The 21,969-nt window shown below is 63.5% G+C and carries 17 protein-coding genes and 1 tRNA gene; 6 read left to right on the top strand and 12 right to left on the bottom strand.

What is annotated here, in order from left to right; all coding sequences use genetic code 11:
- The first annotated feature begins 103 nt into the window (after positions 1-103).
- Positions 104-1,201: a serine hydrolase domain-containing protein gene (locus AC54AG_RS22000; RefSeq protein ID WP_496631570.1), complete on the top strand. Its 1,098-nt coding sequence runs from the start codon at positions 104-106 to the stop codon at positions 1,199-1,201.
- Here AC54AG_RS22000 and pth read toward each other — a convergent pair whose 3' ends face one another.
- From pth to AC54AG_RS21965, 7 genes are all read right to left on the bottom strand, one after another.
- Positions 1,202-1,786 carry an aminoacyl-tRNA hydrolase gene (pth, locus tag AC54AG_RS21995; RefSeq protein ID WP_034753275.1) on the bottom strand — a complete coding sequence of 195 codons (585 nt, stop codon included), beginning with the start codon at positions 1,784-1,786 and terminating at the stop codon, positions 1,202-1,204.
- 115 nt (positions 1,787-1,901) lie between these two features.
- A complete protein-coding gene (locus tag AC54AG_RS21990; protein WP_034753273.1) occupies positions 1,902-2,510 on the bottom strand; it encodes a 50S ribosomal protein L25/general stress protein Ctc in 609 nt (202 codons plus the stop codon).
- Between the two features lie 166 nt (positions 2,511-2,676).
- Complete coding sequence (locus AC54AG_RS21985; protein WP_034753270.1) at positions 2,677-3,627, bottom strand: ribose-phosphate pyrophosphokinase; 951 nt, start codon at positions 3,625-3,627, stop codon at positions 2,677-2,679.
- A 149-nt stretch (positions 3,628-3,776) separates the two neighbouring features.
- Positions 3,777-3,853, bottom strand: a tRNA-Gln gene (locus AC54AG_RS21980).
- Positions 3,854-3,931: 78 nt separating this feature from the next.
- Positions 3,932-4,816: a 4-(cytidine 5'-diphospho)-2-C-methyl-D-erythritol kinase gene (gene ispE, locus AC54AG_RS21975; RefSeq protein ID WP_496631569.1), complete on the bottom strand. Its 885-nt coding sequence runs from the start codon at positions 4,814-4,816 to the stop codon at positions 3,932-3,934.
- Complete coding sequence (locus tag AC54AG_RS21970; RefSeq protein WP_496631568.1) at positions 4,813-5,451, bottom strand: outer membrane lipoprotein LolB; 639 nt, start codon at positions 5,449-5,451, stop codon at positions 4,813-4,815. The genes ispE and AC54AG_RS21970 overlap by 4 nt, the downstream gene beginning before the upstream one ends.
- A gap of 78 nt (positions 5,452-5,529) precedes the next feature.
- Positions 5,530-7,332, bottom strand: coding sequence for a tetratricopeptide repeat protein (locus AC54AG_RS21965; protein ID WP_496631567.1), 1,803 nt, complete (start codon positions 7,330-7,332; stop codon positions 5,530-5,532).
- Positions 7,333-7,500: 168 nt separating this feature from the next.
- Between AC54AG_RS21965 and mutM the strand changes: the two genes are divergently transcribed.
- Genes mutM through AC54AG_RS21940 form a run of 5 tightly spaced genes read left to right on the top strand, consistent with a single transcriptional unit; the run spans position 7,501 to position 13,848 of the window.
- A complete protein-coding gene (mutM, locus tag AC54AG_RS21960; RefSeq protein WP_046681687.1) occupies positions 7,501-8,337 on the top strand; it encodes a bifunctional DNA-formamidopyrimidine glycosylase/DNA-(apurinic or apyrimidinic site) lyase in 837 nt (278 codons plus the stop codon).
- A gap of 21 nt (positions 8,338-8,358) precedes the next feature.
- Complete coding sequence (locus AC54AG_RS21955; RefSeq protein WP_046681686.1) at positions 8,359-10,260, top strand: dynamin family protein; 1,902 nt, start codon at positions 8,359-8,361, stop codon at positions 10,258-10,260.
- Positions 10,261-10,283: 23 nt separating this feature from the next.
- A complete protein-coding gene (gene mutY, locus AC54AG_RS21950; RefSeq protein ID WP_419177880.1) occupies positions 10,284-11,447 on the top strand; it encodes an A/G-specific adenine glycosylase in 1,164 nt (387 codons plus the stop codon).
- Entirely contained in the window at positions 11,447-13,237 is a 1,791-nt protein-coding gene (locus AC54AG_RS21945) for a sensor histidine kinase (RefSeq protein WP_496631566.1), read from the top strand. Before mutY ends, AC54AG_RS21945 begins: the two co-directional genes overlap by 1 nt.
- Complete coding sequence (locus tag AC54AG_RS21940) at positions 13,234-13,848, top strand: response regulator transcription factor (protein ID WP_034753257.1); 615 nt, start codon at positions 13,234-13,236, stop codon at positions 13,846-13,848. The genes AC54AG_RS21945 and AC54AG_RS21940 overlap by 4 nt, the downstream gene beginning before the upstream one ends.
- Before the next feature lie 53 nt (positions 13,849-13,901).
- On the opposite strand, the gene AC54AG_RS21935 is transcribed toward AC54AG_RS21940, so the two are convergent.
- The 5 genes from AC54AG_RS21935 to aroKB all read right to left on the bottom strand — a co-directional run bounded on the left by AC54AG_RS21935 (position 13,902) and on the right by aroKB (position 21,948).
- A complete protein-coding gene (locus AC54AG_RS21935) occupies positions 13,902-17,111 on the bottom strand; it encodes a molybdopterin dinucleotide binding domain-containing protein (RefSeq protein ID WP_496631565.1) in 3,210 nt (1,069 codons plus the stop codon).
- 10 nt (positions 17,112-17,121) lie between these two features.
- Positions 17,122-18,234: an NrfD/PsrC family molybdoenzyme membrane anchor subunit gene (gene nrfD / locus AC54AG_RS21930; RefSeq protein ID WP_496631564.1), complete on the bottom strand. Its 1,113-nt coding sequence runs from the start codon at positions 18,232-18,234 to the stop codon at positions 17,122-17,124.
- 3 nt (positions 18,235-18,237) lie between these two features.
- Entirely contained in the window at positions 18,238-18,948 is a 711-nt protein-coding gene (gene dsrO / locus AC54AG_RS21925; RefSeq protein WP_496631563.1) for a sulfate reduction electron transfer complex DsrMKJOP subunit DsrO, read from the bottom strand.
- Positions 18,949-19,190: 242 nt separating this feature from the next.
- A complete protein-coding gene (locus AC54AG_RS21920) occupies positions 19,191-20,327 on the bottom strand; it encodes a deoxyguanosinetriphosphate triphosphohydrolase (protein WP_070305297.1) in 1,137 nt (378 codons plus the stop codon).
- 1 nt (position 20,328) lies between these two features.
- Positions 20,329-21,948 (bottom strand): bifunctional shikimate kinase/3-dehydroquinate synthase AroKB, encoded by a 1,620-nt coding sequence (gene aroKB / locus AC54AG_RS21915; protein WP_496631562.1) that lies wholly within the window; start codon positions 21,946-21,948, stop codon positions 20,329-20,331.
- Positions 21,949-21,969 lie beyond the last annotated feature (21 nt).

Genomic DNA, 21,969 nt, shown 5'->3' with positions numbered 1-21,969 from the left:
AAAGCAGCTACTGCCGTTAGAATAAATTATCGTAAAACAATAATTAAATCATGTTTTGCGACCATTTTAACATGCTCGCCCACCCCTATCGACTGGAGACACCATGAAAACCCTGCTTGCCTCGCTCGTTTGCAGCACCGCCTTTTTACTCAGCGGCGCCGCCCGCGCCCATGACGTGAACGCCATGCTGCAGCGGGCGCTGGCCGACAAGAGCGTGCCGGCCATGGCCATACTCGTGATTCGCGACGGCAAGATCAATGCGCAGGCACAAGCTGGCGTGCGCGCCAATGATGGCCACGATGCCGTGCGCGCCGATGACGTGTGGAATATCGGCTCGGACGGCAAGGCCATGACGGTGACCCTGATCGCGCGGCTGGTGGAACGGGGCGTGCTGTCGTGGGACGCGCCGCTGTCGCGCATGCTGCCCGCGCTGGCCGGCGGCATGCGCGCCGAGTACCGCGACGTCAACCTGATGGATCTGCTGTCGCACCGCGCCGGCCTGCCGCCCAATCCCGATGAAGCATGGATCAATTCCACCTACGCGGACACGCGCCCCTTGCCGCTGCTGCGCCAGGAGTACGCGCAGCGCGCGCTGGCCGACGCCCCGGTGGCCACGCCGCGCGGCGAATCGCACTACTCGAACAGCGGCGCCATGATCGCCGCCGCCATCGCGGAACAGGCCACGGGCAAGACGTATGAGGAATTGATGCAGGCCGAAGTGTTCGGCCCGCTGGGCATGCGGGCCGCGTTCGGCCCCACCGTGCGCGGGCAAAATCTGGGGCATAAGGAGAACAAGCCGATTGCCGGCTTGATGGCCAGCAATCCGCTGATGATGGCGCCCGATGGGGAGATTCACCTGAGCATGCAAGACTGGGCCAAGTTTGCGCTTGATCAACTGCACGGCGAACAAGGCAAGGGCAAGCTGCTGAAACAGGAAACGTATGTGGCGCTGCACACGGCGCAGGGCGACACGAATGCGGCCCTGGGCTGGGGCGTGATGCATTTTCCACCGCAAGCGCCGCAGCGTGTGCTCACCCACCTGGGCTCGAACGGCTACTGGCACGCGCTGATCGCGCTGGCGCCCGGCAGCGGCGACGGCTTGTTGATCGCCGCCAACGCGGGCGAAGGCAGCAGCGCCCAGGCCAGCCAGCAGCAGATGGCGAAAACCATCATGGCCGGCTTCGGCCAGGCAGGAAAATAACTAGGCGGTATGCAGTTTCATCGTCGCGGCTTCGAACTTGCCTTCGACGATCTGCGGCATCACCTGCAAGGATTTGTCGATCGCTTGCTCGATCAGTTCCTGGTCTTCGCGGCGCGGGCGGTGCAGCACGAAGTCGGCCACTTGCTGCTGCAGGCTCAAGGTGCGCGGATGGCCGATGCCCAGGCGCAAACGCCAGTAATCCTGCGTGCCCAGCGCGGCCGTGATGTCTTTCAAGCCATTGTGGCCGCCCGCCGAGCCGCCCTTTTTCAGGCGCGCGATACCGGGCATCAAATCGAGTTCGTCATGCACGACCAGCACTTCATCGGCGGCGATCTTGAAGAAGCGCGCCAGCGCGCCCACGGACTGGCCCGAGCGGTTCATGAAGGTCAGCGGTTCGAGCAGCCAGACTTCGTTGCCGCCGATGGAGGTCTTGGCCAGCATGGCGTTGTAGCGCGAATCGCGCTGCAAGCGCGTGCCGGGCAAGCTGTTGGCAAGATTGTCCACCAGCCAGAAGCCGGCATTGTGGCGGGTTTGTTCGTATTCGGGTCCCGGGTTGCCGAGGCCGACGATCAGGCGTATGGGCATGGCTGTGTCTGCAGTGTAAAAGAAAGCATTATCGGTGAAAACAGGCAGAAAAAAACCCGCGCGGCGAACCTGGCGGGTTTTTCCTTGCGACTACCGCATTGCTGCGGCGGCAAAATTACTTCTTGTCAGCAACAACTTCAGCAGCAGCGGCTTCAGCAGCAACGTGGCCAGCCGGTACCGAAGCGGTAGCGATGGTCAGGTTGGCGCCGTGGGTGACAGCGGTCACGCCAGCTGGCAGGACCAGGTCGCCTACGTGCAGCGAGTGACCGACGTCGATGTTCGACAGGTCAACGTTGATGAATTCTGGCAGTTGGCCTGGCAGGCACGAAACTTCGATTTCGTTGGCTACGTGGCTGATGGTCGCGCCGTGCAGTTTGACTGCTGGGGAAACGTCAGCGTTGATGAAGTGCAGCGCCACTTTCACGTGGATAGCTTGCTTAGCGTCAACGCGCTGGAAGTCAGCGTGCAGAACCAGTTGTTTGTATGCGTGGACTTGGAAGTCGCGCAACAGAACTTGCTGGGAAACGCCGTCGATTTCCAGGTCCAGGATCGACGAGTGGAACACTTCTTTTTTCAACGCGTGGTACAGGGCGTTGTGATCCAGCGAGATCAGCACAGGGGCTTCAGCGCCACCGTAGACGATACCAGGGGTTTGGCCGGAAATGCGCAGGCGGCGGCTCGCTCCGGAACCTTGCAATTCGCGTTTAAATGCGATAACTTTCATGTGAAACTCCAAGAAGAACAAGGCTTGCGCCTTGTGTTATGAGGATGCCCGCGACCAGGAATCCTCGGAAATGGGGTGCAAAACACCCCGAAAATTAAAACACTGCGGCGCAACAGGCAAAAAGCCGGTCGCGCCGCAGGCATTACGTCTGTTACTGCTGATCGAATCAGTCGATGAACAGCGAGATGACGGAGTCACCCTTGATGATGCGTTTGAACGTCTCGGCCAGCAGCGGCGCGCACGTCAATTGACGGATCTTGCCGCAGGCCAGGGCCGCTTCGGACAGGGGGATCGTATCGGTCACGACCAGCTCGTCGAGTGGCGAGGCCGAAATACGGTCGATCGCCGGGCCCGACAGCACCGCGTGCGTGCAATACGCCACGACTTTTTTCGCGCCGCGCTCTTTGAGCACTTCGGCAGCCTTGGTCAAGGTGCCTGCCGTGTCGACCATGTCATCCATGATCACGCAGTTGCGGCCTTCGACTTCACCGATGATGTTCATCACTTCGGACACGTTCGCTTTTGGACGACGCTTGTCGATGATGGCCAGGTCGCAGCCCAGGCGTTTTGCCAGGGCGCGCGCACGTACCACACCGCCGACGTCCGGCGACACCACCAGCAGATCCTGGTAGTTTTTCTTTTGCAGGTCGCCCAGCAAAATTGGCGAAGCGTAAATATTGTCGACTGGGATATCGAAGAAACCTTGAATCTGGTCAGCGTGCAAGTCCATGATCAGGACGCGCTCGACACCGGCTTCTTCCAGCATGTTCGCCACCACCTTGGCCGAAATCGCCACACGCGCGGAGCGTGGACGACGGTCTTGGCGGGCGTAGCCGAAGTAAGGAATGGCGGCGGTGATGCGGCCAGCGGAAGCACGTTTCAAGGCATCAACCATCAGCATGATTTCCATCAGGCTGTCGTTGGTTGGAGCACAGGTGGATTGCAAAACAAAAACATCCTTGCCGCGTACGTTTTCGTTAATCTCGACCATTACTTCGCCGTCGGAGAATTTCGAAACGTTTGCTTTACCGAGAGGGATGCCGAGGTTTTTTGCGACCCCCTCTGCCAACGCTGGATTCGCGTTGCCGGTAAAAACCATCAGGTTTTCGTAAGCCATGGGAGTCCCAAGAGGTGATATAGAAGTCTTGAAAAGCACTAACCGGGCATAGGCCCGGTCAGTCATGTTTAGAATATGCCGCGTGGCGGCACATCTGCTTTTTCCCGTACTGGACGCCAACTTCGCATCGACAGACTACGGTGAAATGGTGGCAGGGGAAGAAGGATTCGAACCTTCGCATGCTGGAATCAAAATCCAGTGCCTTAACCAGCTTGGCGATTCCCCTACGTTACTGACTGCTTGCCGTCATGTTGGCCAGTATTATACCGACTATTTGACGCTAAGCAAAATCTTTTTTTGCTCTCTACAACATGGTGAGCATCGGGTGGCGATTCAGGGCTTTTGCCTTCCAGGCGATCCAGACTGGTGGCACATTGCTGAGCACCGCATCCGCTTCTTCCTGACTGCCAAACGCACTAAACACACAAGCACCGGAACCAGTCATCCTGGCCTCACCGTAAGCACCCAGCCATTCTACCGCATCTGCTACCGGCTTGAAAAGACTGCATGCCACTTGCTGTAAATCATTCTTACCAAACCCGCCCGCATCGTTTCCTTCTGCGAGGTGCCTGGAAAAGTCCGCTATTGTGACGGGTTCGGTATTTCTCGTCAAGCCTTCCGCGCAAAAAATTGCGGCGGTCGGCACTTGTACGCCAGGCTCGATCACGACATACCAGCACTCGGGCGTGGCAACGGGCTGCAAGGCTTCGCCCACGCCTTCGGCAAAGGCATTCTCGCCAAAGATGAAAAACGGGATATCGGCGCCCAGCGGCAAGCCCAGCGCCATCAATTCCTCGCGGCTCAAACCCGCCTGCCACAGGCGGTTCAAGGCCATCAGGGCCGTGGCAGCGTCGGACGAACCGCCACCCAAGCCGCCGCCCATGGGCAGCACCTTGTCGATGGCGATATCGACGCCGCGCGGCAAGGCGCCCGTGCGGCGCAGCACTTCGGCCTGCAGCAGTGCCGCGGCGCGGATGATCAGGTCTTGCTCCTCCGGCACGCCGGCCAGTTCCGTCACGCGGCGGATCGCCGTGTCGTCGCGCAGCGTGAAGTGCAAGGTGTCGCCATGGTCGAGCAACTGGAACACCGTCTGCAGCAGATGGTAGCCATCGGCACGGCGGCCGTTGACGTGCAAAAAGAGGTTCAGCTTGGCCGGGGCCGGGCAGTTATTCAGGGTAGTCAACGTCATTGTGCTTGAGCCGATGGAGCGGGATCGAGCACGATGCGCAGCGAGACGGCATCGGCCTGCGCGCTGGCATTGCGTTCGGCATCGATACGCCGCGGTTGGGGCAAGGCGCCCGGTGTATTGTCAGACGCATCTTGCCACGACACATAGCGCAAGCGCCAGCCGTCCTTGGTGGTGACGCTGTCGTTGGCCGGCGAAGCGACGAAGCGCTTGCCGTCGGCGCCCACGGCATGGCCTTGCAGCCAGTCGCGCAAGCCCGACACGGGCAAGGACCAGCCCAGCATCTGCGCGCTCAGGGCATCGACATCGGGCGCGCTGCGCGGCGCCTTGCCGCTTTGCGTCAACACGGCTTGCTGCGGCGTGACGGTGATCGTCGCCAGGGTGCTGCCGACGGGCGAATACAGGGTCACGTCCGTGCGCTGCGCCGTCTGCTGCCAGTTGAAATTGACGGTGGCCGATTCGGGCTTGTCATCCTTCTGGTACACGACATTCAGGCGGCCCGTCAGTTCGACTTGGTCGCGGTAGGGGGCGACGGTTTGACCGGATGGCGTGGCGCCGGACGAGAATGGGGAAGTCAGGGTCGAGCAGGCCGAGAGGGACAGGCAAAGGGCGGTGAGAGCAAAGAGGTTTTTTGACATGGGAATTATAAAGAACCAGCAGCTTAAAGCTGGGGTCAGACCCGACGGGTCTGATCCCTGATTTTAGTTAACATTGCGCTACAAACTGACATTCAAGCGCGCCAGCGTACTTTTCAGCGCATCGTTTTTCGGGTCCTTGCTTTGCGCCTCGCGCCACAGCTTTTGCGCTTCGGCCTTGTCGCCCTTCTGCCACAGCACTTCGCCCAGGTGGACGGCGATTTCCGGATCGCTGCGCACGGCATAGGCGCGGCGCAGCGCGTTTTCCGCCGCGGCCAGGTTACCCATGCGGAATTGCACCCAGCCCATGCTGTCCATGATGAACGGGTCGCCGGGCGCCATCTGCAGCGCTTTTTCGATCAGCGCATGGGCTTCTTCCAGGCGCAGGCCCCGTTCGGCCAGCGAATAACCGAGCGCGTTGTACGCGTGCTGGTTGTCGGGCGCCAGCGCCATCACGCGGCGCAAGCTCGCCTCCATCAGCTCGAATTTATCCAGGCGCTCGGCCAGCAAGGCGTAGTCGTACAGCAGTTCCGGATTGTCGGGGAAACGCAGCAAGGCGTTTTCCATCACCGTGTACGCGCTTTGCACGTAGCCGGCGTCGCGCAGGAATTGCGCATCGACCAGCAGCACCTGCGCCTGGCTAACCGGATCGTCCGTTTCGATTTCCGTCAGCGCCTTGCGCGCCGCATCGAGATTGCCGCCGCGGGCGATCAGCTGGGCGCGGCGCAAGCGCGCCTCGACATAGCCGGCCGACGCGCTGTTGTCGACCTTGTCGAGCCAGGCGATGGCGCCGGCCGTGTCGCCGCGCGTCTCGGCGATCTGCGACAGTATCATCAGGGCCTTGAACGGATCGCGCGTATCGCCAGGATTTTTTTCCAGCACGGCCAGGAAGCGCTTGAAGTACTGCTCCGCGCCCTTGGTGTCTTCCAGCTGCAGCGCCACGATGCCGAGCGCATACAGAGCGCCCACGTTATCGGGCTGGCTTTTCAGCAGCAGCAGGAACTGCTCGCGCGCCGGCTCCAGCTGCTTTTGCTCGACGAGCAGGCGCGCATACGCGCCGCGCACTTCGACGGCGTCCGGATTCTTTTGCAGGAACGTGGCCAGCACCTTGTTTGCCGCCTCGGGTTCGCCCGTCACCTGCGCCAGGGTCAGCGCGGCCAGTTCGGAGTTCGGCTTGATGGCCAGCGCCTTGTTCGCTTCACGGATGGCGCGGTCACGCTCGCCAAGCGACAAGGCGCCCTGCGCCAGCACCAGATGCGCTTCGAACATGTCCAGGTAAGGCTGCACCAGGCGCGTCATCATCGAATAGGCATACAGCTTGTCATTCGAGCGCGACAAAATCTGCTGCATCTGGAACAGGGCCACGCCACGCGCGCCTGCGGGCGCATTGGCCAGGCGTTCGGCGAAGATCGGTTCCGCTTCCTCGATCTTGTCGGTCAGGACGACAAAGCCGAGGAAGAATTGCGTTGCCTCGTCCGAGTCGGGCGCCAGCTCGCGCCACAGACGGATGGCCGCCAGCGCTTCGCTGCCCTGCTTTGCGGCCAGCGCCATTTCGGACGCGCGGCGCGCCAGGCGCGGATCGCGCGTCTGCTGCGCCGCCACCATCATCGTCACGTACGGCCCTTGCCACTGCCCGCTCTTGAATTCCATTTCCGCGCGGGTCAGCTTGTACAGCAGGTCGCTGCTCAATTCGACCTTGGGCAAGCCGTCCGCCTTGGCGTCTGCTTTGGCGTCCACCTTGGACTCGCTGCCCTCTTCCTGCGGCGCGGCGGGCGCGGACGCAGAGGGGCTGGCCGCGGCATCGGCAGGGGCGACATGCGTCTGTGCCATGGCATGCGTGGCCATCAGGGCGGACAAGGTTACAATGGCGAAAGCGTTTTTCAAAGGCTGATCCTGGCTAAACGGCAAAGTTTGATTCTACGCCCAACGCGACTATCGCGTACTTCACGTATGTAACGAAATATATACGTCGTGGCGGCGTAGCCTGCCAGGGCCAGCCCTCGGCCGGCAAGCCGCCTGTTTTTTTACCCGGTTTTCAACCATTCGAGCCCTATGCCAGAATTGCCAGAAGTCGAAGTCACACGGCGCGGTGTCGCGCCCCACCTCGAAGGGCGCGCCGTGCGCTCCGTCGTGCTGCGCCGCGACGGCTTGCGCTGGCCCTTCCCCCCTGCCCTGGGCGAACAATTGTCGGGGCAAACCATCGGCCTGACGGGTCGGCGCGGCAAATACCTGCTGATCCACTTCCGCCACGGCACCCTGATCATCCACCTGGGCATGTCGGGCCATTTGCGCGTGCTGCCGACGGGGACGGAAGCGCAAAAGCATGACCATTTCGACCTCGTCGTGGAAGATGCGGACGGCGGCAGCCAGGTGCTGCGCATGACGGATCCGCGCCGCTTCGGCGCCGTGCTGTGGCACGACGAGGCCGACGGCCCGCTGGACGGTCACGCGCTGCTGCGCGGCCTGGGCACGGAACCGCTGGAAGGCGGCTTCACGGGCCAGCTGCTGTTCGAAAAAACGCGCAACAAGGGCACCAACATCAAGCAGGTGCTGATGGCGGGCGACATCGTCGTCGGCGTGGGCAATATCTATTGTTCCGAAAGCCTGTTCCGCGCGGGGATCAACCCGAAGACACCAGCCCGGCGCATCGGCCTGGCGCGCTACGAAAAACTGGCGCAGGCGATCCGCGACGTGCTGGCCGAAGCCATCGTGCAAGGCGGCAGCACCCTGCGCGACTTCATCGGCGTGAACGGCCAGTCCGGCTACTTCCAGCAGACGTATTTCACGTACAACCGCGCGGGCAAGCCCTGCCGCGTGTGCGGCGCGCCTATCCGCCAGATCGTGCAGGGACAGCGTTCCACGTTCTACTGCGTGAATTGTCAAAAGTAAGTCATAGGTAAAGGGGAGCAGATGGTCAGAGACCTGGAACAATACAGCGCCTGGCGGCAGGACGTGCAGGCCGCCTTGCAGGCATACCGGCAAGCCGCCAGCGCGGCGGGCCTGGTCGACGGCGCCTCCGCGCTGCGCCTGGCGCGCTGTGGTTCCCGCCTGCTCGACGACCGTTTATCTGTCGCCTTCGTGGCGGAATTCTCGCGCGGAAAATCCGAGCTGATCAACGCCATCTTCTTTGCCGGCTACGGCCAGCGCATCCTGCCATCGGGCGCGGGACGTACCACCATGTGCCCCACCGAGCTGCTGTACGACGCGGCCTGGCCGCCCTCGATCCGGCTGCTGCCCATCGAGACGCGCGCGCAGAACCTGTCGACCAGCGACTACCGCGACCTGCCCGCCGCCTGGACCGTCCTGCCACTGAATATCGAGGCGGGCGGCGACATGCAGGAAGCGATCCGCCAGGTCAGCCTGACGAAAAAAGTCAGCGTCGAGGAAGCGGCGCGCTACGGCCTGTACGACGCCGACGACGCGGATGCCCCCGCCATGCTCGACGAGGACGGCCAGGTGGAAATCTCCATGTGGCGCCACGCCATCATCAACTTCCCCCATCCGCTGCTGAAACAGGGCCTGGTCATCCTCGACACGCCGGGCTTGAACGCCATCGGCACGGAACCGGAACTGACCCTGAACCTGATCCCGAATGCGCACGCGGTGCTGTTCATCCTGGCGGCCGACACGGGCGTCACGCGCAGCGATATCGAGGTATGGCGCAACCATATCGGCGCCGGTGCGGGGCGCCTGGTGGTGCTCAACAAGATCGACAGCATGTGGGACGAATTGCGCGGCGATGCCGAGGTGGCGCAGGCGATCGAACGCCAGCAGGCCAGCGTGGCGCATCTGTTGACACTCGACGCGAGCCAGGTGTTTCCCGTCTCGGCGCAAAAGGCTCTCGTGGGCAAAATCAACGACGATGCGGCGCTGCTGGAAAAGAGCCGCTTGCTGCCGCTGGAGACGGCCCTGTTCGAGGAGCTGATCCCCGCGCGCAAGGACATCATCCGGCGCCAGCTGGCATTCGACCTGGACGCCATCGAAGCGGCGCAGCAGGTGCAGGCGGCGGCCCGCGCGCGCGGCATCGCCGAGCAGTTGCATGAGCTGCACAGCCTGCGCGGCAAGAACCAGAGCGTGATCGCACACATGATGCGGCGCATCGACATCGAGAAAAAGGAATTCGACAGCAGCCTGTTCAAGCTGCAGGCGACGCGCGCCGTGTTTACCCGCCTGTCGACGGAACTGTACACAAGCCTGGGCATGGACATCGTGCGCGACGATATCGACGGCGTGCGCGCCGCCATGCAGCGCAGCCGCTTTTTCACGGGCCTGCGCGAAGCCGTGCGCCAGTATTTCGAGCGCATTGCCAGCAACCTGGACCGTTCGGAAGGCAAGACGGCCGAGATCACGGAAATGATGAACGTGATGTACCGCAAATTCGCTTCCGAACATGGCCTGGCGCTGGCCTTGCCGATGCCGTTTTCGCTGGCCCGCTACCGCCAGGAAATCGCCGACATCGAAGCCGTCTACCATAAGCAGTTCGGCACGGCGACCCTGCTCACCACCAGCCGCGTCGTGCTGATGGAAAAATTCTTCGACACCATCGCCTCGCGCGTGCGCCGCAGTTTCACCAACGCCAATGACGACGCCAGCGCCTGGCTGAAAGTCATCATGGCGCCGCTCGAAGCGCAGATCGTCGAGTACAAGGAACAGCTGAAACTGCGCTTTGCCTCGATCCAGCGCATCCACGATGCCACGGGCAGCCTGGAACAGAAAATCGCCGGCTTCGAAGCGAGCCTGGCGGCGCTCGAACGCGACAAGGCGCAGCTGGCGCAATTGCTGGCCACCCTGCGCGCGGCCAGCGCAACATAGACAACAGAACACTGGAATCCTGCATGAAACGTTTGCTGCACCCGCTCTCGCCCGCCACGGGCATGGCACCTTTTGAAGATTATGTCGACCCGACTTTTTCCGCCACCGTCATCGCCTGGCAAAAGCAGCATGGCCGCCACGCGCTACCCTGGCAAAACACGCGCGATGCCTACCTGATCTGGCTGTCCGAAATCATGCTGCAGCAAACGCAGGTCACCGCCGTGCTCGGCTACTACGCGCGCTTCCTCGAACGCTTCCCCACCCTGCGCGACCTCGCTAGCGCGCCCGTCGAAGACGTGATGGCGCAGTGGAGCGGCCTTGGCTACTACACGCGGGCGCGCAACCTGCACAAGTGCGCGCAGCGCGTGGTGGCCGAATACGACGGCGTGTTCCCCAGCGACCCGGCCCTGCTGGCCGACCTGCCCGGCATCGGCCGCTCGACGGCCGCCGCCATCTCCGCGTTTTCCAGCGGCACGCGCGCGGCCATCATGGATGGCAACGTCAAGCGCGTGTTCGCGCGCACGTTTGGCATCGACGCCTATCCAGGCGAAAAACGGGTCGAGGAAGCCATGTGGCGCCGCGCCGAAGCGCTGCTGCCTGAAACCGGCATCGAAGCCTACACGCAGGGCCTGATGGACTTCGGCGCCACCCTGTGCACGCGCAGCAGCCCCGATTGCGGCCGCTGCCCCTTGCAGCCGCGCTGCGTGGCCTACGCCACCGGCCGCACCAAGGATTTACCGGTGCGCAAACCGAAGAAAACCAGTCCGGAAAAACACGCCGTCATGCTCGTCATCATCGACGATGGCCAGGTGCTGCTGGAACAGCGTCCCGGCTCGGGCATCTGGGGCGGCTTGCTGTCCCTGCCCGAACTCGATGGCCACGTGCTGGCCGGCGAGGACTGTCCGCGCGACATCGACCAGGATGCGCTGGCGCGCGCCGTGGCGCCGTTCGGCGAAATCGAATCGCAGGAACGGCTGCTGCCCATCGTCCACGTCTTCACCCACTACAAGCTGCACATCGTCCCCTGCCGTATCACCGTGGCGCGCCGTCTGGCGCTGGCAGGAGAAGCGACGCACGTCTGGTACGACGGCGCGAAAATCGCCGATGCGCCGCTGCCTGCACCGATCAAGAAATTGCTGCTGGACCTGTTCGGCGATGCGCGTTCGGCGCAACGCAGCATGTTTTAGTGCGCAGGCTTGCCGTACTGGCGCTGGCGATCCTGTTCTCGCCAGTGCATGCCGACACGGCGCTGCCGGAAGTGAGAATAGGCGTACTCGCCTACAAGGGCGGCGACGCCGTGCAGCAGGACTGGTCGTACGTGACGCGCCATCTGCAGGCCAGCATTCCCGGCATCCGTTTCATCCTGGCCGACTACGACCAGGCGGGCCTGACACGCGCCGTGCAATCGCAAGCGATCGCCTTCGCCATCACCAGCAGCGGCCACTATGTAGCGCTCGAACACAGCGACGGCGCCAGCCGCATCGCCACCCTGGAATCGCCATGGACGGACTCGCCGCGCCAGGCCATCGGCTCGGCCATCGTCGTGCGCAGCGCGTCGCCGCTGCATGACCTGGCCGACCTGGCGGGAAAGAATGTGATGGCCGTGGCGCCCGACGCCTTTGGCGGCTACCAGATCGCCGCGCGCGAACTGCGCGAAGCGGGCATCGATCCCACGCACGATTTTGCCAGCCTGCGCTACAGCGGCTTTCCCTCGCAGCAGATCGCCGACGCCGTGCGGTCCGGGCACATGGATGCGGGCATCGTGCGCACCTGCCTGCTCGAACAGATGGTGGCACGCGGCGAAGTGCGGGCCGAGGAACTGCGCGTGATCACCACGCGCCCGATACCCGGCTTTCGCTGCGCCAGCTCGTCGCGCCTGTATCCGGACTGGCCCTTCGTGGCCCTGCGCCAGACGCCGCCCGCGCTGGCGAAAAAAGTGGCGCAAGCCCTGCTGGCCATGCCGCGCACCAGCGAAGGCTACAGCTGGACGGTGCCCAGCGATTACCAGATCGTCGATGAACTGTTCCGCGACTTGCACATCGGCCCCTACGCCTATCTGGACAAGCTGACGTTCGAGACGGCGCTGCGCCGCTACTGGGGCTGGATGCTGCTGGTGCTGGCCCTACTTATTGCCTGGGCCGTGCACACGGTGCGCGTGGAATACCTGGTCAGCCGGCGCACGGAGCAATTGCGCGCGGCCCAGCACCAGCAGCGCGCGCTGGAAGAACAGGCGCGTCAGCGCCAGGCCACGCTCGACCACACGGCGCGCCTGGCGATCCTGGGCGAAATGGCCAGCGCCATCGCGCACGAATTGAACCAGCCGCTGGCGGCCATCGGCAATTTCGCGCGCGGCATGGCGCGCCGCATCACGGCGGGCCGGCTCGACGCGGCGCCCCTGCTCGACGGCGCGCAGGAAATCGCCACGCAAAGCGAACGCGCGGGCGCCATCATCCGCCACATCCGCGCGATGGCGCAAAAACGTCCCGCGCACAGCACGGCCTTCGCCCTGGCCGACGCCGTCGAGCAAGCAGTATCGCTGTTCCGCGCGGCCCACCCGCACGCCCATATCAGCTGGACCCACGACGGCAGCAATCTTGAGGCGCACGTGCTGGCCGACCCGCAGCAAGTACAGCAGGTGCTGCTCAATCTGCTGAAAAATGCGCTCGATGCGCAAGTGGAAAACGGCAATCCGCAGCATCCAATCGGCGTGCTGCTGCACCGTGAAAACGGCGCCTGCACGGTAGCCGTGCGCGATGCGGGCTGCGGCCTGCCGGCAGCGCAGATGGCGCGATTGTTCGAACCGTTCTTTACCACCAAGGCCGAAGGACTGGGCCTGGGCATGTCGCTCAGCAAAAGCATCATCGAATCGTTCGGCGGCAGCTTGTCGGCGCACGCCAACGCCGATGCGCCAGGCTTGACGGTCTGGTTCCGCCTGCCCGAAGATACCGGCATGAAAGCAATCAAGGACACACCATGAATGAAAGCGATGCCACCATCTTTGTCGTCGACGACGACGCCGCCATGCGCCGCTCGCTGGCCTATCTGTTCGATTCGGCCGGCTGGCAAGTGCAGACGTTCGAATCGGCGCGCGATTTCCTGCAGCGCTATGAGGGCCATGCGCCCGGCTGCTTACTGCTCGACGTGCGCATGCCTTTGATGAGCGGGCTGGAATTGCAGCAGGAACTATCGCGTCACGCGATCGCGCTGCCCGTGATTTTCTTGAGCGGCCACGGCGACCTGGCCATGGCCGTGCAGACGATGAAGGCAGGCGCCTGCGATTTTCTGGAAAAGCCATGCAAGGACCAGGTGCTACTGGACGCCGTCTCGCGCGCCGTGGCCCGCAGCGTGGAAGAAAGCCGTAGCGCCGCCAGCACCAATACGGCACAGGCAGCATTGGCGACATTGACGGCGCGCGAGCGCGAAGTGGCGCTGCTGATGGCCGAAGGCAAAGCGTCGAAAGTCATCGCCCGCGAACTGGGCATCAGCGACAAGACGGTGCAGGTGCACCGCCATAACACGATGGAAAAACTGGGCCTGCATTCAGCAGCCGAGGTGGCCCGGCTGCTGATGGCGGGTGGGGCGATTTAGGCTGTCTGTCGGATTACGCTACGCTAATCCGACCTACCAACTAGTGGACAAATCTAAGTCCGCACGATGCGCGCCGGCAGTCCCTGCCGCACAGCCGTGCCCGAAACGGGATCGACAAACACGTTCTTGTCGCCGCGGCTCGGATCCGTCAAGCCCAGGTCGTTCAAGTTGATGCCCGCGCCGATGGCCGGTTCATCGGGCTGGCGCGACTTGCCGATGCGGTGGGCGCGCGCGCCGTGCTCCTTGTGGCCGAAACCGTGCTCGATGGCGATCACGCCGCGCTGCACGCCGTGGCGCAGCATCACCGTCGCCCTGGCCTTGCCGCCCGGCGTTTCCAGGTAAATCACGTCGCCATTTTGCAGCTTCAAGCGGGCCGCGTCGTCGGGGTGCACGGCGACGGGGTTGTCCGGATGGATGCCGCGCAAGCGCCGCGCACCGATGCTGTACGAGTTTTGCAGCGCCGATTTAAAACTGATCAGTTCGAACGGCCATTCGCTGGCCGGATAGGCTTTGCGTACCGGCGTGCCGTCGGCAAACGCCGCCACCCGCCACGCGGGCGTACCGGGGAAACGCTTGCCGCTCAAGCTGTTCTTGCTCACGCCCAGGCCCTCGTTGTACAGCATCATCGGTTTCAGATAACGGTGCGTGGACCAGTCCTGCGGATACGGCGATTCGTCGGTCACGGGTGCAGGTACTGGCGGCGTCTTGGCATTCGCGGGCGGCGGCAGGCGCAGGCCGAACATCTCGCCATAGCTCTGGTAGCGCCCTCCCCGCGCCAGCATGAAGGCCACCTTGCGCCATTCTTCCGGCTTCAGGGTACGTTCCAGCTCGGGGCGGATGCGCGCCACGCCGGACAGGTCGATGTCGTCATCGCTCGCATCAGGCACGGACGTTTTTCCCTGCCAGGCGATATTGGCGCCACCGCGCAGATACCAGTCTTCCGCGCGCTGCAGGGGATAGCGCTGGCCATCCATATCCTGCAAGGCGTCCGGGCCGAAGCCAGGCAAGGCCATCGTTTTTGCCAGCGCGATGAAGAACGATTCCATGCAGATGGTCTGGCCGTCCGGCGTCTTTTGCACGCGCGGCTCGACCACGGGCCAGCGCGCCGTGCTCATTTTGACGGGCATGCCGCCCCAGGCGCCGGCCCAGCCCCAGCTTTCATACAGCAAGGTATCGGGCAGCAGGTAGTCGGCAAACGCCGAGCTTTCATTGATGAAGGGGTCGATGGCGACGATCAGGGGAATCTTCTTCGGATCGGCCAACTCCTTGCCGATCTGCGCGCGCAAGCCCGTGATGCCGTACACGGGATTGCAGCTCCACAGTATCAACGCCTTCAAGGTGTACGGATAGCCGTTCATGGCGCTGGTCAGCCATTCGGTGGCCAGCGCGGGCGCGTTCGGATACCACGGCGCCTTGGCAGGATACGCCTTGCCCGCTTCCTTCTTCAGCTTGAATTCCGAGGTTTTTTCATACGCCACATTGCGCCCGATCGGCATGCCGGCCGCCTTGATCTCGCCGTCGAAACTCTCGAGGTTGTAGCGCGGACCGGGTCCCGCATCCTTGAAGCTGCCACCATTGACGAGGGTGCCACCCTTGCGGTTCAGATTGCCGATCAGGGTATTGAGCATGACCAGCGCATACGCGTTGTAAAAGCCGGCGCCCGACATCATGCCGCCATGCGCATTGACGGCCGCGCGCTTGCCGTGGCTGGTCAGTTCCTGCGCCAGGCCTTCGATGATGTCGCGCGCAATGCCGCAGGCGCTTGAATATTCATCCATGCTGTGGCGCTGCGCTTCCTCGTTGAGCATCGTCATGGCCGTCTTCAGGTGCAGCGGCGCGCCGGCCACGTCCAGCGGGCCGTCGAAGAACAGGCGCGCCTCGCCCTTGGCCGCGTTGTGCGGCACGATGGCCTGCGTGGCAGAGTCGATCACGCAGAAGGCGTCGCCATCCTTGTAGCGCTCTTCTTCCGCCAGCTCCACCGCGCCGATGTCCGACGCGCGCAGGTAGCGGCCGTCGCGCGGATGGCCCTTTTCGTTGATGATCAGATGCGTGGCGTTGCACCAGGCGGCCTCGCCCGCCGCTTCCGCCACCTTCAGGTTCGGCTGCACGAGGAAGTTGCGGTCATAGCGTTCGTGCTCGATGATCCAGCGGATCATGGCCATGGCCAGCGCGCCGTCAGTACCCGGCTTGATCGGCACCCAGCGGCTGCGGTCACCCGCAGCCAGGCTGTCGGCATTCGTCAGCACGGGGTCGACGACGACATAGCTGAATTCGCGCTTGCCCGAACGGGCTTTCGCGATCAAAGTGCCCTGGCGCTTGAACGGGTTGCCCGCATTGCCCGGCGCCGTGCCGACGAAAATGCAGAACTCCGTGTTTTCCAGGTCCACTTTCGCATGCGGCATTTTCTTCATGTCGCCGAACATGGCGCCCGAGCCGCTGCGGTAGGCGCCGCCGCAATACGAGCCGTGGTTGACCAGGTTCAGACTGCCGTACGACTGCTTGAAAAAGCGCGTGCCGAACGCCAGGCGGCCATCGTCGGTGCTGCACATCAAGCCCACCTGATTGACTTGCGGGCCCAGTTCCGGCTGCGCCGGATCGATCGGTTTTTCCAGCTCGCGCAAGGCACGCAAGCCCTGCACGTGGCCTTCGCCAAACAGGTCGCCGCCTTCCGTCACTTCCTTGACCAGTTGATCAAAGGCGATCGGTTCCCACTGACCGCCGCCGCGCGGTCCCACGCGCTTCATGGGCGCCAGCACGCGAAACGGCGACTCCATCTGTTCCAGCACGCCGTTGCCGCGGCCGCAAGCCGTCGAGCGGCCTTTCAAGCCCTTTTCCTGGAAGCGCGACAGCGACACGAAGCTGTCGCGTATCGACGTTTGATATGGCAGCGCCGGATCGGCCGACAGGGGGCTGTACGGATTGCCCGCCACGCGCAAGACCTTGCCGCTTTTTTTATCGAGGCGCACGCGCACGCCGCAAAACGTGGTGCAGCCCATGCACATGGTGTAGCTGACCTGCTGGTCCGGATTGACGGTCAGCTTGCCCGTGGCCGTGTCGACGGAAAACTCGGGCGGCAGCGAATTGCCGTGCAGTTTCTGCACAGGCTTGTCTTTGCCCAGCGCGTGGTCGACCATGCGGCCGGCCGTGGTAGAAAAGCTGGCGGCAAACGCGGCCAGGCCGCCGCCGATGGCGCCATAGCGCAGCAACTTGCGGCGCTTTTCATTGTCGTCTTCAGGGACGTCGTCGTGTGTGTGTTCGTTCATTTCTAACTCCTCAGTGCGTGGCCATGGCGGGACGGTTGCGTGCAGCGACGACGCGTCCGGCCCATGGCAAAAATTCCAGCATCAGCAACAGCAGCCCGATCCACAGGCCGGCCGTGCCGATAATCCCCATCAAGCCATCGTTCCCCATCGGCAGGTGGTAGTCGTACAGGCCCGCGCCCGTTTTCGGGATCGTCTGGCCGCCGATGAAAATCGTCCAGCGCATCATCCATGCGCTATGCAGCGCGATCAGGCCGTTGACCAGACCACTCGTGGCCGGGCGCCAGATGGCCAGGGCCATCGGCACGATGGACGACAGCACGGCCCAGACAGCCGTGAACTGCCATTGCGGCATGCCCGCCACCTGGGTGAACGCCATGCTGTGGCTGGCGCTCACACCGGAGAGACTGACGAACAGCCAGCCGCTGCCCAGGGCCAGCACCAGCGCCAGCGACAGGGCCAGCGCGCGGTTCAGCGATACTTCCAGCGCCTGCTCGCGGCCCGGCAGGAAGCGGTTGAACAGCAGCGCCAGGCCCACCGCGCCAACAAAGGCCGTGGCCGCAAATTGCGCCGGCAGGAAGGGCGTGAACCACAGGGGACGGGCACGCACCACCATCACTTCCATCCCCGTGTACAGGCCCACCACGAAGGCGGCCAGCAAGGTGCAAACGGCGGCGATGCGGATAGCGCGCAAGGAAGCGGCGCCACCGCGTCCCAGCAGGCGATAGGCAAAGGCAAGTCGGTCATGTCCCTGCCCTCGCGTGGCAAAATCCACGCGCAGCGCCAGCCACGCGTACAGCATCAGGCAACCCAAATACAGGGGAATAAAGAACGAGCCCCACGACATCCACGATTGCGGCTGGAAGTAGATATAGAAATGGTAGAAGCGGCCCGGCCCGTGCAGGTCGGCCAGCAGCGCCACGGGCGCCGTCATGCCGCACACGAGGGACGCCAGCAGCGCGATGCGCCCCAGGCGTTCATACGCCTTGCGGCCGAAGACGAAGTACGGCAAGGTCAGCATGAAGCTGCCGTAACTGAGGCCGATGAGGAAAAAATACTGCACCGCCCACGGCAGCCATGCCGCTTCGCGCGTGACGTTGACAATTTCGGTGATGTGGCTGTCCATGGTTTATTTCCCGTGTTTGCTCGGTTGCCAAAGAGTCGCTTCGCCTTCGACGTGGCCGGCGAAGCGCGTGTCCAGTCCCAAATAAAATACGTGGGGCTGGGTGCCCTGCTCGGGTTTCAGTACCTTCACCTTGTTCTCGGTGAGCAGCTGGTGCACCAGGCTTTCCGGGTCATTGAGGTCGCCGAAGATGCGCGCGCCGCCCACGCAGGTTTCCACGCAGGCCGGCAGCAAACCTTCGTCGACGCGGTGCGCGCAGAACGTGCATTTGTCAGCCTTGCCCGTTTCGTGGTTGATGAAGCGCGCGTCGTACGGACACGCTTGCACGCAGTAGGCGCAGCCCACGCAGCGGTCGCCATCGACGACGACGACGCCATCCTTGCGCTGGAAGGTGGCGCCCACGGGACAGACGGGAATGCAGGGGGGATTGGCGCAGTGGTTGCACAGGCGCGGCAGCATGTAGGTACCGCAACGGTTCTCTTCCTTGACTTCATAGATGGAGACGACGGTGCGGAAGCTGTTTTCCGGTACGGCGTTTTCCATGATGCAGGAGACCGTGCAAGCCTGGCAGCCGATGCACTTCTGCACATCGACCACCATCGCCCAGCGCTGGCCACCTTCGCCCTTGGTGGCCGCCTTGCTCGGCAGCGGCGCGATGGCCGCCCCGATGGTTACGGCTGGCAAGGCGCGCAAGAAACTGCGGCGCGATTCAATCATGACACTCTCCTTGACTATGGGCGGCAAGCCCTTGTTGACTTGCTGCCATGATAGAAAAGAAGATGCTGCGGGGGTATTGGGGTGATAGTGCGGGGACCTAGATGATCATGCCAATTGACAGGATCGACAATGCGGAGTAGATCGGATTCCCCATGACCGCTTGCATTGGTAGGTCGGGTTAGCCGGCACGGCGTAACCCGACACGCAGCGCCGCGCGGGCAGGTCAGTGCCCGCAGGGACCGTTACAACTCGTCGAGCGAATACAACCGGCGATGCTCGCGGATCGCGTAGCGGTCCGTCATGCCGGCGATGTAGTCGGCGATCTTGCGCGCCTGCTGCGTGACGTCGCCATCCTTGAGCTGGTAGTCGGGCGGCAGCAGGGCCGGTTCGGCCATGAAGCTGTCGTACAGTTCGCGCACGATGCGGCTGGCCTTTACGCGCATGCGGTTGACCTGATAGTGGCGATACAGGTTCGCCCGTAAAAAGCGTTTCAGGTCCGTCGCATCCTTGCGCATGGCGTCCGAAAAACGGATCAGCGGGGCACTGGCGCGCACTTCGTTCACATCACGCGGCGCGGCATCGGCAATCAGGCCGGTCGAGGTGACGATCAGATCGTCGGCCAGGGCCGTGATCAGGCGGCGCAGGGTTTCATAGATGGCGCGCCGGCCCGACAGACCGGGGAACGCCTGCTGCACGTCGCGCCACAGGCGGCCGAAGAATTCCACCTCTTCCAGCTGGGCGATGGTGATCAGGCCGGAACGCAGACCGTCGTCGATATCGTGGCTGTTGTAGGCGATTTCATCGGCCAGGTTGGTCAGCTGCGCTTCCAAGGTCGGTTGCGTGCGGTCGATGAAGCGCTGCGCCACGGGACCCAGTTCGCGCGCATGCGTCAGCGAGCAGTGTTTCAAGATGCCTTCGCGCGTCTCGAACATCAGGTTCAAGCCATCGAAGGCGCCGTAGTGCTCTTCCAGCGTGTCGACCACGCGCAGGCTTTGCAGGTTGTGCTCGAAGCCGCCATGCTCCTGCATGCATTCATTGAGCACGTCCTGGCCCACGTGGCCGAACGGCGTGTGGCCCAGGTCATGCGCGAGCGCGATGGCTTCCACCAGGTCTTCATTGAGGCGCAGGTTGCGCGCAATCGAACGGCCCACTTGCGCCACTTCCAGGCTGTGCGTCAGTCGCGTTCGGAACAGGTCGCCCTCGTGGTTGAGGAAAACCTGGGTCTTGTATTCGAGGCGGCGGAAGGCCGAGGAGTGGATGATGCGGTCGCGGTCGCGCTGGAACTGGCTGCGCGAGGCGTGCGGCGCCTCGGCAAAACGACGTCCCTGGCCCTGTGCCGAGTGGGCCGCATAAGGGGCAAGGAAGTCTTCCGGCAGCACGTTATTGCACTCCGGCGGCCAGGGTGGCCAGCACCAGTTCGTGGGGCGCGGACGTGATGTTCGGGCTGCCCAGCGGTTGCAACAGGATGAACTTGATGGCGCCGCCCTCGTTCTTCTTGTCGACCTCCATCAATTCCAGCCAGCGCTCGACGCCGAGGTCCGGCGCCTTGACCGGCAGGCCGGCGGCGGCGACGAGTTTGCGCACACGCTCGACGGCAGCCTGGTCGATATAGCCCATGCGGCACGACAGGTCGGCCGCCATCACCATGCCGCAGCCGACGGCTTCGCCGTGCAGCCAATGGCCGTAGCCCAGGCCCGCCTCGATGGCGTGGCCGAAGGTGTGGCCGAAGTTCAGGATGGCGCGCAAGCCGCCTTCGCGTTCGTCCTGGCGCACCACGTCGGCCTTGATTTCGCACGAGCGGGCGATCGCGTAGGCCAAGGCGCCCTTGTCGCGCGCCATCAGCTTGGCCATGTTCGCCTCGATCCAGTCGAAAAACGCGGCGTCGATGATGGCGCCATGCTTGATCACTTCGGCCAGGCCCGCCGACAGCTCGCGTGCCGGCAGGGTTTCCAGGGTCGAGGTATCGGCGATCACGGCGCGCGGCTGGTAGAAGGCGCCGATCATGTTCTTGCCCAGCGGGTGGTTGATGCCCGTCTTGCCGCCGACGGAGGAATCAACCTGCGCCAGCAGGGTGGTAGGCACCTGCACGAAGCCGATGCCGCGCATGTAGCTCGCTGCCGCATAGCCGGTCAGGTCGCCGATCACGCCGCCGCCCAGCGCCACCAGGGTGGTCTTGCGGTCGCATTTATTGGCCAGCAGCGCGTCGAAGATCTGCATCAGGCTGGCCCAGTTTTTATATTCTTCGCCATCCGGCAGGACGATGCTGATCACTTCGCGGCCGTCGCTGGCAAGCGCCGCCTGCAGGCGGCCCAGGTACAGCGGCGCGACGGTGGTATTGGTGACGATGGCCACCTTGTGGCCGCTGATATGGCGCAGCAGCGCGTCGGCGTCGGCCAGCAGGCCAGGACCGATGGCGATCGGATAACTGCGTTCGTCGAGGTCTACGCTCAACAACATTTTGGATTGCTCGTTCATCGAAGGCTCTGCATGAATGACGCAGTTGGGCGAGGCCTCGCATTCGAGGCTGGCCAGCTGCATCAGGATGGTCTGAACCATCGATTGTACGTTAGGACGGCCCGTGTCGATCACAATGTCGGCCACTTCCATGTAATGGGGCTCGCGCTGCGCCGTCAATTCTTCGAGCTTCCGGCGCGGGTCGGCCGTCTGCAGCAGGGGACGGTTCTTGTCGTGGCTGGTGCGCGCGAGGATGTTGCTGACGCTGGCGCGCAGGTAGACGACCGTGCCCCGTTCCTTCAGGTAGGCGCGGCTGTCGGCGTTGAGGATGGCCCCGCCGCCCGTGGCCATGACGATACCTTGCTGGGCGCTCAGGTCGCGGATGACCTCGGCCTCGCGCCGGCGAAAGCTGGCCTCGCCCTCGATTTCAAAGATCCACGGGATGGTCGCTCCCGTGCGTGCTTCGATTTCGTGGTCGGAATCGACAAAGCGCAAGCCCAGCTTGCGGGCCAGGATGCGCCCGATCGTGGTTTTACCTGCGCCCATGAGGCCTACTAAAAACAGATT

Source organism: Janthinobacterium sp. BCJ23 (genome assembly GCF_059617945.1).
This window is presented reverse-complemented; position numbering and strand designations above follow the sequence as displayed.

What these genes read in the sequence shown, in the direction of transcription:
- AC54AG_RS22000 (WP_496631570.1), top strand. Translation starts at nt 104, where the DNA reads ATGAAAACCCTGCTTGCCTCGCTCGTTTGCAGCACCGCCTTTTTACTC.
- pth (WP_034753275.1), bottom strand. Translation starts at nt 1,786, where the DNA reads ATGCCCATACGCCTGATCGTCGGCCTCGGCAACCCGGGACCCGAATAC.
- AC54AG_RS21990 (WP_034753273.1), bottom strand. Translation starts at nt 2,510, where the DNA reads ATGAAAGTTATCGCATTTAAACGCGAATTGCAAGGTTCCGGAGCGAGC.
- AC54AG_RS21985 (WP_034753270.1), bottom strand. Translation starts at nt 3,627, where the DNA reads ATGGCTTACGAAAACCTGATGGTTTTTACCGGCAACGCGAATCCAGCG.
- ispE (WP_496631569.1), bottom strand. Translation starts at nt 4,816, where the DNA reads ATGACGTTGACTACCCTGAATAACTGCCCGGCCCCGGCCAAGCTGAAC.
- AC54AG_RS21970 (WP_496631568.1), bottom strand. Translation starts at nt 5,451, where the DNA reads ATGTCAAAAAACCTCTTTGCTCTCACCGCCCTTTGCCTGTCCCTCTCG.
- mutM (WP_046681687.1), top strand. Translation starts at nt 7,501, where the DNA reads ATGCCAGAATTGCCAGAAGTCGAAGTCACACGGCGCGGTGTCGCGCCC.
- AC54AG_RS21955 (WP_046681686.1), top strand. Translation starts at nt 8,359, where the DNA reads ATGGTCAGAGACCTGGAACAATACAGCGCCTGGCGGCAGGACGTGCAG.
- mutY (WP_419177880.1), top strand. Translation starts at nt 10,284, where the DNA reads ATGAAACGTTTGCTGCACCCGCTCTCGCCCGCCACGGGCATGGCACCT.
- AC54AG_RS21940 (WP_034753257.1), top strand. Translation starts at nt 13,234, where the DNA reads ATGAATGAAAGCGATGCCACCATCTTTGTCGTCGACGACGACGCCGCC.
- AC54AG_RS21935 (WP_496631565.1), bottom strand. Translation starts at nt 17,111, where the DNA reads ATGAACGAACACACACACGACGACGTCCCTGAAGACGACAATGAAAAG.
- nrfD (WP_496631564.1), bottom strand. Translation starts at nt 18,234, where the DNA reads ATGGACAGCCACATCACCGAAATTGTCAACGTCACGCGCGAAGCGGCA.
- dsrO (WP_496631563.1), bottom strand. Translation starts at nt 18,948, where the DNA reads ATGATTGAATCGCGCCGCAGTTTCTTGCGCGCCTTGCCAGCCGTAACC.
- aroKB (WP_496631562.1), bottom strand. Translation starts at nt 21,948, where the DNA reads ATGGGCGCAGGTAAAACCACGATCGGGCGCATCCTGGCCCGCAAGCTG.